Genomic DNA, 12,088 nt, shown 5'->3' with positions numbered 1-12,088 from the left:
AGCAATAATACCACCTGAAACCTATTCAGAAAGCGAAACTTATACCTGCCCGACCGTTTGCAGATCGGGGAGTAATTCGTTGAAATACGTTGCCTCCTGGTAATTCAAGGCGTTTAGCCGGTCGTTGGCCAGCGCGGACAGGATGGTCTGGTATTGCTCCCCCGATTGACGGATTACTTCTTTCGTGATATGAAAGGTGCCGTACACGACAAATGGCGGCAGGTATTGCATCTTGCAAAGTCGGGCTGTCTGCTCAAACGGCAATAGAAACTGATCGACAGGGTAATGATTGCGGCCCGTTGGCAAGTACGTGTCGGGTCCTCCGCCACACGAAATAATACAGCCCATCTTTTTGCCAGCCAGCGCATTTCCTCGTGAACCGTAGGCCCAATTATGCTCTAAAACCAGATCAAACCATTGCTTGATAATGGCCGGGCTGCTGTACCAGTACAGCGGAAATTGAAAAAGAATAATGTCGTTCTGAAGCACTAGTTTTTGCTCCCGATCAACGTCGATAAACATGTCTGGGTAAGACTCGTAAAGATCGTTGACTGTTACATTTTTCTGATTGCGGCAGTAGTCGATCAAAACGCGGTGAACCTGCGATTTGCTCAGGGCTGGGTGCGCAAACTGAATCAGGATTCGGGCCATAAGTTCGAAAAATGGTGGTTGAGAACGGGGAACAAGTGTATACCGTTCGGTTTTGAATGCGTGCTGTCAAAGGAACGGCCCGTTTACAGGCAGTCCACATCGACCACAATACTCACCTGTCGTAATCCTTTGTCGGTCAAAATATCGTTGATTCGCTCCTGAATATACGTCTTTACGGCTTTTACGTTTACTTTTTCGCGTTCGATCTTAATAAGGATATCGAACAGAAACAGGTTCCGTATCCGCTCGACGAGGGGTTCTTCGGGACCCAGCACGCGGCTGCTGCCCAGTGCGTCGGTCAGTTCGTTTGTCAGTCGTTCGGCGGCCTGGTGGCTTATGATTCGGTCGGGATGGCGAACCGTCAGCTTAATCAATCGCGAAAAAGGCGGGTAATTGAAATCTTGCCGTTCCTGAATCTCTTCTTCGTACAATCCCTTGTAATCGTTTTCGATGATTTTTTGCAGGATTGTCTGCTGCGGATTACCTGTCTGAATCAACACGTTTCCCTGGCGTCCGGCCCGGCGTCCGGCCCGGCCACTGACCTGCGTGAGCATCTGAAACGCCCGCTCGGTCGCCCGGAAATCAGGGAAGTGAATCAGCCGGTCAGCGTCGAAAATACCGACTAAACTAACGTTATCAAAGTCCAACCCTTTGGTAATCATTTGCGTACCGACAAGCATATCGACCTGCCCCCCTTCAAATTCCTGAATGATCTGCTGATAAGCGTTTTTCGCGCGGGTGGTGTCGAGGTCCATCCGCAGCACCCGTGAGCCGGGAAAATAAATTTGCAGCTGGTCCTCGAGCTTCTCGGTACCAAAGCCTATGGTACGCACTTTTGTTGAGCCGCAGGTCGGGCAGACACGGGGTACGTTCTCTTTATGGCCGCAGTAGTGGCAACGCAGTTCGGCATCGCGCTGGTGGTAGGTCAGGCTAACGGCGCAGTTCGAGCATTCAGCGGTCCAGTCGCAATCTTCGCACTGCATGTACGGCGAATAACCGCGTCGATTTTGAAATAGAATACTTTGTTCCTTACGCTCTAGGTTCATTTCCAACGCCTGAAGCAAGGCCGACGAAAACTCATTCTTCATCGTTTTCTGCTTCTTCTCCTGCTTGGTATTGACCAGCATGATATTGGGCAAGGTGGCTTCCCCAAACCGCTTGAACAACTCAACCAGCCCATAACGGCCCTGCTTAGCCTGATAATAGGTTTCGAGCGAGGGAGTTGCCGAGCCAAGCAACACTTTAGCCTGCTGCCAGTGCGCCAGCATGATCGCTACGTCGCGGGCGTGGTAGCGGGGGGCCGGGTCGTGCTGTTTGTACGACGTTTCGTGCTCTTCATCCACGATAATCAGGCCGAGATTGTCGAACGGTAAAAACACGGACGACCGCACCCCAATTACAAACTGGTATTGCCCCGAAACGATACCTTTCCAGACTTCGACCCGCTCGTTGTCCGAAAACTTCGAGTGGTAAATGCCCATTTTGTCGCCAAACACGCGCTGTAGACGAACCACGATCTGAGTCGTGAGCGCAATCTCGGGCAAGAGATACAACACCTGCGAACCACTTTCGAGCGCCTGCTGAATCAGATTGATGTACACTTCTGTTTTTCCGCTCCCCGTGATGCCGTGCAACAGCACGATATTCTGACGCTCAAACTGGGTCATGATCTGCTGCGAGGCTGTCTGCTGGGCATCGGTCAGCTTGATCTCGACCGGGGTAGACACGGAATTATCCGAAAACCGGGGCTGAATCACTTCAAACGTTTGGAAAACGTCGTTTTTAATGAGCGTTGTCAGCGACGACTGCGAAAGCGTTTCATCCTGATTCAGGATTGTTTTATCCAGCCCTTTTTGGTTGAGAGCCGGGTTCCGCTGCATCGGTACGTGGCTCAGGTAACGCATCACCACTTCCTGCTGCTTCGGTAATTTTTCGAGCCGCTGAAGCAACACTAGCAATTGTTCCCGTTCTTCGTAGTTGCGGTGCAGTCTGACTTTCCGCACCATCTTGGGTATGTACTTTTCTTTGACCTCCTCGAAAACAATAACCGCCTTCTTGCCGATCAGCGACTTGATCAGGGCCGGAACGTTGCCGCCTTCGCCGACCAATCGTCCCAGTTCTTCGTACGAAAGTGCGGGTTGTTTTTTGAGTTCGGTCAGGAGTGTCGCTTCAAACTCAGTCAGCAGTTCCGGGTAATCAAAATCCGGATTAAACTGCACCTTCGACTGGCTGGAAATTTTTAGACCCGACGGAAGCGCTACATTCATCACGTCGCCAATGCAGCACATGTAGTACTCGGCCATCCAGCGGAACAACTCCAACTGGTAACTGGTCACGAGCGGGTATTCGTCGAGTACTTCGCTGATGTAACGTGCCTGATAAGCTGTCGGTGGTGTGTTGTGCAGTCGGGCCACCACGGCTGTGAGCACGCGACCATTGTTCTTACCGAATGGAACGATAACCCGCGCCCCGATCTTGAGCGTGTCAGCCATGCCACGCGGAACGCGATAGGTAAATAATCTGGGAACGGGAATGGGTAAAATCAGATCCGCAAAGAAGGTAACTTCTTCGGCATCGGTAAACGAAAAGAGTGAATAAGGCTGATTCTCCACGAATGAAATCGGTACGTCGAGTAAAGATAACCACAAAACGGTCAGCTACAGGCAATGCGTGGGCTAACCAACTCCTCCTTTTTGTTCGCCAATCGGGAGTGTAGGAAACACAACCAATACGGGTACTGATCCGGTTCCGGACGGTGGGGTCAGGTTCTCAAAGCCGACACCACCATCCGGAACCGCGAGAGGGTTTTTACGTGTTAGAAATAAGGGAGAAGTCCTGAAAACAGCCGAATTTTATTTTTACGGAACATGCAAGTGTACGATGTGATTATCGTTGGCGGTGGCCCTTGTGGGCTGGCAGCCGGAATTGAAGCAACCAAAGCTGGTCTGAGTCATTTGATTCTGGAAATGGGTAGCCTGACGGAATCCATTCGGCAGTATCCACGACGGATGCGCTTTTTCTCAACCGCCGAAAATATTGAAATTGGCGGGCTACCTTTTCCAATTTCGGGCGTAAAAGCGGGTCGCGATGAAGCCTTGCAGTACTACCGGAAGGTGGCGGCTTATTTTAAGCTGAATTTTCAACTGTTTCAGCAGGTGTGGGACGTTCAGAAACAGGATGATCTATTCACCGTTTCGACCACCACGGGCGAGCAGTACCAGGCTCGAAAAGTAATCATGGCAACGGGCTACTTCACCCGCCCGCGCTGGTTGGGTATTCCGGGCGAAGATCTGCCGCACGTATCGCATTACTACGACGAGCCGTTTAAATACTCATTTACTAACGTTGTGATTATTGGTGCGTCGAACTCCGCCGTCGAAGCCGCTCTCGAACTATACCGGCACGACGTAAACATTACGGTTGTTCACCGGGGCGAAGATTTTCGTACTACGGTCAAATACTGGCTTGTACCCGATGTAAAAAACCGGGTCAAAGAAGGAAAGATTAAGACCGTCTTCGACTCCGTTGCGACGCAGATTGACGAGAAAACAGTAACGATCAACAATCTGAAAACCGGCGAAGAAACCCAGCTGCCCGCTGACTTCGTGCTGGTGTTAACCGGCTATATCCCCGACGCTGAACTGCTTCGTCGGTGTGGTATCGAGCTTGATCCGGTGACGCAGGTACCGGTTTACGACAAAGAAACGTTTGAAACCACCGTTCCGGGGCTGTACGTCTGCGGTACGGTGATGGCTGGCGTCTTTACGGAAAAAGTCTTTATTGAGAACGGTCGTGAACACGCCCAGGCGATCATCGACCACATCATGGGCCGCGAGGTACACCAGGTAAAAGAACTGATCCAGCGCATTTAATGGAAACAGTGGTGTCGGTTGTGAGCAACCGACACCACAAAAACCACGACTCTATAACCGGCATGCTGGTACGCCCGATAAACACCCGCTTTTACTTGCTTGGCGAACTAGCGTAAGCTCTATCTTTGCAAGAAAACGTTTTGTGTGAATCTGCATTTTCGAGTACTCCGTTTATTGAGTTCAGCTATCGGATTGGCGTTTTGGGCTAATTCGCTAATCGCTCAAACGCCAGCCTCCAACTGGACCAATCAATACTGGCCTGCCCGCTGGATTTTGCACCCGACTGCTCCCGCCCGGCAGTACGGTATCTATCATTTGCGAAAAGTGATCGACTTAGCGCAAAAGCCCGCCCGTTTCGTGGTTCATGTGTCGGCGGACAATCGCTATCGGTTGTTCGTGAACGGGAAAGCCGTTGCGCATGGTCCCGCCCGAAGTGACACCCAAAACTGGAATTACGAAACCATCGATCTCGCTCCCTTCTTACAGGCGGGTAACAACGTGTTGGCTGCGCAGGTGTGGTACATGGGTGAGGGCGCTCCCTTTGCGCAGATGAGCTATCAATTTGGGTTTCTGTTGCAGGGTGACGGCGACGCGGAGAAGATAGCCAATACCGATGCTTCCTGGAAGATACTCCACAATCTGGCGTATTCGCCCATTAAAAACGACATTCCGAAATTACGTACCTACATCGTTGTGGGCGACGGTGACCGTGTTGATGGGGCTCGTTATCCCTGGGGCTGGGAACAACTCAACTTCGATGACAAAGCGTGGGTAGCTGCTAAACCGCTTGGCTTTGCGACTAAACCACGTGGTTTGGGAACCGATGGCAACTGGGGACTTGTGCCACGCACCATTCCGATGATGGAGGAAAAGCCGCTGCGGCTGGCGACGGTTCGGCGCAGTGAAAACGGGCGCATGGACGATACCTTTTTACAAGGTAAAGCGCCGGTAACCGTTCCCGCCAATACAAAAGCCGTATTCCTGCTGGATCAGGGTTATTTGACCAACGCTTATCCCGAATTAACCGTCAGCCAGGGGCAGGGTACAACCGTGACGCTGAGTTACGCCGAAGCGTTGATTGATGCGAAAGGTCAGAAAGGCAATCGAAACGAGATTACGGGTCGAACGTTGCGCGGTTTCGATGATCAGTTCGTAGCCGATGGAGGAGATCGGCGTACCTTCCGCCCACTCTGGTTTCGCACCTACCGCTACCTGCAACTAACGGTTGAGACAAAAGATAAACCGCTGGTTCTGGATGACCTTGTCGGTCAGTTTACGGGCTATCCATTCGAAGAAAAAGCGCAGTTTACCGCCAGCGATACGACATTAAAACCGCTCTGGAACGTCGGTTGGCGCACCGCCCGGCTTTGTGCGGGTGAGAACTACTACGATTGTCCGTACTACGAACAGCTGCAATATACCGGCGACACGCGCATTCAATCGATGATTTCGCTGTACGTAACTGGCGACGACCGGCTAATGCGGAAAGCGATTATGGACTATGAACACAGCCGCTTCAACGACGGGCTGACGCAGAGCCGCTACCCATCCGCCGATTTTCAGGTGATTCCTACCTTTTCGTTGTTCTGGGTTTGTATGGTGCACGATTACTGGATGCACCGCCAGGACGATGCGTTCGTAAAATCATTTTTGCCCGGAATAATGGGAGTTCTGAACTGGCATGAGCAACGACTGGCGGTAACCGGCCTGAACGGACCGCTGGAATGGTGGAATTTTGTAGACTGGTCGAAGTGGCAAAATGCGGGTGATGAAATTGCCGGTGGTGTTCCGGCGGGAGCGCGCAAAGGTGGATCAAGTATTTTATCGCTTCAACAGGCATACACCTACTTCCGGGCGGGTGATTTGCTAGCGCATTACGGCAAGAACGAGCAGGCCGAACATTACCGCGAGTTGGGCCGTAAACTGAATAAGGCGATCTATGCGCAATGCTGGGACGCGGGCCGGAATCTGATGGCAGATACTCCGCTTGCGGCTGCCGGACAATCCGGTAAAACTAGTTTTAGCCAGCACGCGAATATTCTGGCCGTACTGACGGATGCAGTACCCGCAGCGCAACAGGCATCGCTCCTGCAAAAAGTGATGACCGATACCTCCCTGACGCAGGCTACGTTTTACTTCAAATTCTATTTGTTCGAAGCGTTGAAAAAAGCAGGTCTTGGTGATCAGTTTGTGACGCAGCTAAAACCCTGGCGCGATATGCTGGCTATGGGCTTAACCACCTTTGCCGAAAATCCGGAACCGACGCGTTCGGACTGCCACGCCTGGAGCGCATCACCCTTATACGAATTTCTGTCGTTGACCTGCGGCATAAAACCGGCTGAACCGGGTTTTAAAACCGTACGCATTGAGCCGTTCCTGGGAGATTTAACTAATGTGGAGGGACGAATGCCGCATCCGTTAGGCGAAATAGCGGTACAGTTTCAAAAAACGCCAACGGGTGGATTGACCGGTACTATAACTCTGCCCGCAACCCTGACGGGTATACTGCGCTGGAAAGGAAAAACGCTGCCGCTCAAGGCGGGGAAGCAGGCCGTAAGTCTATAAATTTAAGAACCCCTTTTTGCCGCCAGAGTGACTTAAACGGAGTAAAAGGTACCGGTTCCGAAATAAACAGCCTGTATTAAGGGCTTGGGCTTTACTGACCTGCCTTACATTCACCGTTTTTTCTATTTTTGTGGCTTACAAGTTACGGTGGGTATCGAAACGCCTGGACATATTGACCGGGCGTTTTTTTTTGTAACCGGCTGTGCTAATAAATTCGTACTTACAAGGTGCTCTGCATCCGTCCGATCATGAAGCTGTTTTTCTGCTTAGCCATCGCGTTTGTCTTTCGTTCATTTGCGGGAAAAGCGCAGACGATTCCCAGTGGGGCCGATGCGATCGAAGTAACGACCACATTAGCCGATTCGACGCTTTTCGAGTCGGTTCAGGCTTATCTGGAAGAAGCCGGATTTGATATTGAAGTAGCCAGCGAGGAGGAAGGAACAATTACAACGCAGTATCAGACTGTAACGGAGTTCAAAACGATTCGACAACCCGTTCAGATACGAATAACTGCCACGCTGGAAAACGGAGTGGTGGTATTCAAAGGACAGGTAACTTCGCGTAACGCCGGGAGTACCTACGAAAATGAACCCTTTGTGAACAACGAGTCATTAGGAGGGATTGGTAATGGTGCGTTTCTGTTCCTTGATGAAGTGGTGAATCGGTACGCCAAAACGCTGGATCAGGCGACGGTGGAATACAACATTCCCTAATTTGACTACCGTTCTATCAATAAACAACCGCAACTGCACAGAGGGCACTAATTATAGAAACACTTTCGGAACTGTTCAGTTAGTCGCTTGTGCCTGTGTGTGGGCACTGTGTTAAAGTGCACTACCAAGGGAAGCCCGGTTTAGGCCGGGTTTTTTTGCTAAAAAGCGACGATTCCATCCAGCCTTCACCGATTAGTATTGCGTTACAAGCGATGTGGTGTCGGCGGGGCCGCCCACGCGGTTCTTAGAACCGACACGGTGGTCCAACCTTGCCACACGAAGTTATCCTGGGTAGCTTATAAACTTTCGCTCGATCAAACAAGAACCGAACCTCACCATTGAACAAGCTACCAGATTCTGTTAAAAAGCTTACTAGCGCCGTCTCAGTTACTTTCCGGATCTGAACACTCAACAATGAGTCAAAAAAAAAGACCATTCTCGAAAGAACGGCCTAATGAAAAGAAAAGTGTTATCGAACAGATATACGTACGCTGTGGTTAGTTTAGATTGCTTACCCAGAAAAATTTTTAGAAAAAACTAGAATAAGCCCTTCCAACTATAGCATATTGTCAGGTAAGCTGTTGACTGCTAGTTGTTTTATTTTTCGTAAAAACCCAAAAAGACCGGCGTACTAATTCGTTTTCGCTCCTATAAGGCGCAGATGATCACTTTCGGTAAATGGTCGTTGCTGAGGCTTGCGCACCTGCCAGGATCGTGAGGTCGGCAATGGTGACATGGGCTGGGGCCGTTACTACGTAAACGATTATGTCAGCAATGTCGATGGGAGTTAGGGGTTTAAAGCCTTCGTATACTTTTGCCGCCCGTTCGTTGTCGCCTTTGAAGCGTACCATCGAGAATTCTGTTTCGACCGCCCCCGGTGCAATATTCGTCACCTTTATGCCATGCTGGGTGAGATCGAGCCTCATACCGGTGCTAAGGGCTTCTACGGCTGCTTTACTGGCGCAATACACAGCCCCGTTGGCATACGTTTCTTTGCCAGCAATGGAACTGATGTTGACAATGTGGCCCCGCTTTCGCTGAACCATACCCGGAATAATGGCCTTTGACACGTACAAAAGCCCTTGTACATTACCATCGATCATCTGATCCCAGTCGTTTGGGTCGCCGTCCTGGATAGGAGCGAGGCCATGCGCATTGCCAGCGTTGTTGACCAGAATATCGATGGATTGCCATTCGGTGGGAAGCGTGCTGATCGCCTGTTCAACTTCATCCCGTGTCCGTACATCAAACGCCAGCGTTATAACGGGGGTCTGCGCGCCAAGAACGTCTTCCAGTTCGTCTAAACGCTCTTGCCGTCGGCCACACAAAATAAGGTGATAATTAAGATCGGCGAAGGCTTCGGCAGTAGCGCGGCCAATACCCGAAGTGGCGCCGGTAATGAGTGCAATCATACTGATTCGGTTGTAAGGTCTTGTGCAAAGCTAATAGAATCCTCGGGGTCCATGCCGCCACTCGCTCAGTAAACGGTTGTTTGACTGTCTCGATTATGCTGTTTTGCTGGCAGCTGGCATTTGGGAAGCCATGATAAACCGTATACCCGCACCTGGAACGACTTCTACGAGCGGGTATAATCAAGCGAGATTTCTCTTCTTATTTCGGCGCCCCGTGCGTACGAGTTACGCTGCCCTAGGCTACTCTGCAAACATATCTGTGTACTAGATACGCAATAACACCATATCTGCGCCAACCAATGGACTTTTTTGGGCAAAACTGTTGTTAATTTGGTAAGTTTGAATTTTATAGTCAGAGTGAATATTAATGAAATGAGCCACCTGCAACAGTCCTTCGCGGTTCGGTTTACGTACAACGTCTTTTTTACCGAAAAGCTTTTCAAGAGTACCAATCCGCTACTTGCCGATTTTTTTACGCAACAGAGCAGCGAACTACGAAAAAAGATTCTTTTTGTTATCGATTCGGGCGTTGCCGATGCGCACCCTGATCTGTTAACGGACATCAAAGCGTACTTTGCTCAACTGACTGATCGAGTAGAACTCGTACCCGAGTTGATCGTTATTCCGGGTGGCGAAATTTCCAAAAACGACCCGGCGCTGGTTGAACAGCTGGTGGATGCTGTAGACCGTCATGGCGTGGATCGGCATTCGTACATAGTTGCTGTTGGGGGCGGCTCGGTCCTGGATATGGTTGGCTATGCTGCGGCTATTTCGCACCGGGGTATTCGCCACATTCGTATTCCAACGACCGTTTTGTCGCAGAACGATTCCGGCGTTGGCGTCAAGAACAGCGTTAACTACCGGGGTAAAAAGAATTTTCTGGGTACGTTCGTGCCACCCGTGGCTGTTTTCAATGACCGTGATTTTCTGATAACACTCGATGATCGCGACTGGCGGGCTGGTATCTCCGAAGCCATTAAAGTGGCGTTGATCAAAGACACTCTGTTTTTCGAGTGGATCGAACGCAACGCCGAAGCTCTGGCCGCTCGGGACATGGAGACGATGGATTACCTGATTCACCGTTGCGCAGAAATGCACCTGGAACACATTGCCGGGGGCGATCCGTTTGAAATGGGTTCGTCGCGTCCGCTGGATTTTGGACACTGGAGCGCCCATAAACTGGAACAGCTAACTAATTTCGAATTGCGGCACGGGGAAGCGGTCGCCATTGGTATTGCGATGGACTGCCTGTACTCGCAGCAGCTTGGCTGGCTTACCGACGCGGATACAAACCGGGTGCTCAAGACATTGCGGACGCTTGGTTTTTCGCTTTACCAGCCTATGCTCGATGCCGATGAAAGCAAAGGCGTCTTGAAAGGATTAGCCGAATTTCGCGAACATCTCGGTGGTCAGCTGACCATCATGCTGTTGCAGGGCATCGGAAAAGGCGTAGAAGTTCATGAGATCGATGCGGCAAAGGTTCGCTGGTCGATTGCCACCTTAAAAGAGCAGGAGCCGACGGCTGAATCGCAACTCGTATGAAGCTAAATACGCTTGGGCACCTTGGTTACTGCACCAATATTCACGCGGGTGAAACCTGGCCCGATCATTTTGATGCTCTACAGCAGGCGGTTCCTGAACTAAAGCGAAGGCTTTCGCCCGACGGTCCCTTTGGTATCGGGTTGCGCCTGTCCGATGTGGCTAGTGAAGAACTGGAAAAGCTCGAAAACCTGGTTGCCTTTCAACATTGGCTGGCCGACAACGATTGTTATGTGTTCACGATGAACGGCTTTCCGTTCGGTGGATTTCATCATACTGTCGTCAAAGATCAGGTGCATACGCCCGACTGGACAACCGAAGCGCGGGTTGAATACACCAAACGCCTGTTCCGGATTTTGTCGGTGCTGCTGCCCGTTGATGAACTGGGAAATGCTATTCAGGGTGGTGTATCAACGTCGCCTTTATCGTATCGGCACTGGTTCGAATGGGATCAACCGGCGGCCCGTGATTACATCTTTTCCCAGACGACGCAGAACGTACTCGAAGTCGTGGCTGAGTTAATCAAGCTTCGGCAGCAAACGGACCGGCTAATGCACCTCGATCTGGAACCCGAACCCGACGGTGTTATCGAAACAAGCGACGAGTTTATTGCCTGGTTTACGGACTATCTTTTGCCGATGGGTATCGAGCAATTGACGGAGCAGTTTGGTTTGACCGATGAGGAAGCCGAAGCTCGTATCTGCGAACATGTCCGGCTCTGCTACGACGTTTGTCATTTTGCCGTCGGATACGAACAACCGGCTGACGTGCTCGCCAAAATTAAAGAGTATGGACTGCGCGTCGGTAAGATTCAGATTAGTGCGGCCCTGAAAGCGCAGTTTCCTGCTGATGCGGAAGGGCGGGCAGCGGTTCGGCAAGCGTTCGAGCAATTCAACGAGCCCACGTATCTGCACCAGGTTGTAGCACGAACGCAATCGGGCGAACTCCTGCGGTTCAAGGATCTGCCTGAAGCCTTAGCGGCCTTTGACGAAACCCATGCCGAATGGCGGGCACATTTTCACGTTCCCCTGTTCGTTTCGGATTATGGAGTTCTGCAATCTACGCAAGATGATATCGGTGAAGTGCTACGGTTATTGACGGATCGGCCTTTCACGAATCAGATGGAGGTAGAAACGTACACGTGGGACGTATTGCCCGAAGCCCTGAAACTGGATTTGGTCGATTCTATCGAGCGCGAAATTCGGTGGGTGTTAAGTGATTTGGAAGTCCGAGTCGGGTAGTTAAACCAATAAATTGAGTCGAAGTACCCTGACTATCCTGGCTGGTAGTCACTACGTATATTCACACACATAATTCCTTGCCGGATAGCTTGTCC

The 12,088-nt window shown here is 51.0% G+C and carries 8 protein-coding genes; 5 read left to right on the top strand and 3 right to left on the bottom strand.

The annotated features are described in order from the left end of the window. Nucleotides 1-39: 39 nt before the first annotated feature. Together LQ777_RS20770 and priA are read right to left on the bottom strand one after the other, a co-directional pair. Nucleotides 40-651 (bottom strand): NAD(P)H-dependent oxidoreductase, encoded by a 612-nt coding sequence (locus LQ777_RS20770; RefSeq protein WP_232559853.1) that lies wholly within the window; start codon nt 649-651, stop codon nt 40-42. A gap of 83 nt (nt 652-734) precedes the next feature. Beyond that, nucleotides 735-3,263 carry a replication restart helicase PriA gene (priA, locus tag LQ777_RS20765; RefSeq protein ID WP_483012345.1) on the bottom strand — a complete coding sequence of 843 codons (2,529 nt, stop codon included), beginning with the start codon at nt 3,261-3,263 and terminating at the stop codon, nt 735-737. 255 nt (nt 3,264-3,518) lie between these two features. Here priA and LQ777_RS20760 point away from each other — a divergent pair, with 255 nt between their 5' ends. From LQ777_RS20760 to LQ777_RS20750, 3 genes are all read left to right on the top strand, one after another. Next, complete coding sequence (locus LQ777_RS20760) at nt 3,519-4,523, top strand: YpdA family putative bacillithiol disulfide reductase (protein WP_232559852.1); 1,005 nt, start codon at nt 3,519-3,521, stop codon at nt 4,521-4,523. A gap of 186 nt (nt 4,524-4,709) precedes the next feature. Beyond that, nucleotides 4,710-7,088 (top strand): family 78 glycoside hydrolase catalytic domain, encoded by a 2,379-nt coding sequence (locus LQ777_RS20755; protein WP_425276956.1) that lies wholly within the window; start codon nt 4,710-4,712, stop codon nt 7,086-7,088. Nucleotides 7,089-7,336: 248 nt separating this feature from the next. Continuing rightward, nucleotides 7,337-7,801 (top strand): hypothetical protein, encoded by a 465-nt coding sequence (locus LQ777_RS20750; protein WP_232559851.1) that lies wholly within the window; start codon nt 7,337-7,339, stop codon nt 7,799-7,801. Between the two features lie 665 nt (nt 7,802-8,466). On the opposite strand, the gene LQ777_RS20745 is transcribed toward LQ777_RS20750, so the two are convergent. Then, nucleotides 8,467-9,219 carry an SDR family NAD(P)-dependent oxidoreductase gene (locus LQ777_RS20745; RefSeq protein WP_232562884.1) on the bottom strand — a complete coding sequence of 251 codons (753 nt, stop codon included), beginning with the start codon at nt 9,217-9,219 and terminating at the stop codon, nt 8,467-8,469. Between the two features lie 366 nt (nt 9,220-9,585). Between LQ777_RS20745 and LQ777_RS20740 the strand changes: the two genes are divergently transcribed. Beyond that, nucleotides 9,586-10,755, top strand: coding sequence for a 3-dehydroquinate synthase (locus LQ777_RS20740; protein ID WP_232559850.1), 1,170 nt, complete (start codon nt 9,586-9,588; stop codon nt 10,753-10,755). Next, the gene (gene eboE, locus LQ777_RS20735) at nt 10,752-11,993 is read left to right on the top strand and encodes a metabolite traffic protein EboE (RefSeq protein WP_232559849.1); all 1,242 of its coding nucleotides are present in this window, start codon (nt 10,752-10,754) and stop codon (nt 11,991-11,993) included. Before LQ777_RS20740 ends, eboE begins: the two co-directional genes overlap by 4 nt. Nucleotides 11,994-12,088 lie beyond the last annotated feature (95 nt).

It is taken from the genome of Spirosoma oryzicola (assembly GCF_021233055.1).
Taxonomy (GTDB): domain Bacteria; phylum Bacteroidota; class Bacteroidia; order Cytophagales; family Spirosomataceae; genus Spirosoma; species Spirosoma oryzicola.
The sequence above is the reverse complement of the archived record's forward strand: the minus strand, read 5'-3'. Positions and strand labels throughout refer to the sequence as shown.

Bases quoted from the DNA above. Each gene is read 5' to 3' on its own strand.
- LQ777_RS20770 (WP_232559853.1), bottom strand. From the start codon at position 651: ATGGCCCGAATCCTGATTCAGTTTGCGCACCCAGCCCTGAGCAAATCG.
- LQ777_RS20760 (WP_232559852.1), top strand. From the start codon at position 3,519: ATGCAAGTGTACGATGTGATTATCGTTGGCGGTGGCCCTTGTGGGCTG.
- LQ777_RS20750 (WP_232559851.1), top strand. From the start codon at position 7,337: ATGAAGCTGTTTTTCTGCTTAGCCATCGCGTTTGTCTTTCGTTCATTT.
- LQ777_RS20740 (WP_232559850.1), top strand. From the start codon at position 9,586: ATGAGCCACCTGCAACAGTCCTTCGCGGTTCGGTTTACGTACAACGTC.
- eboE (WP_232559849.1), top strand. From the start codon at position 10,752: ATGAAGCTAAATACGCTTGGGCACCTTGGTTACTGCACCAATATTCAC.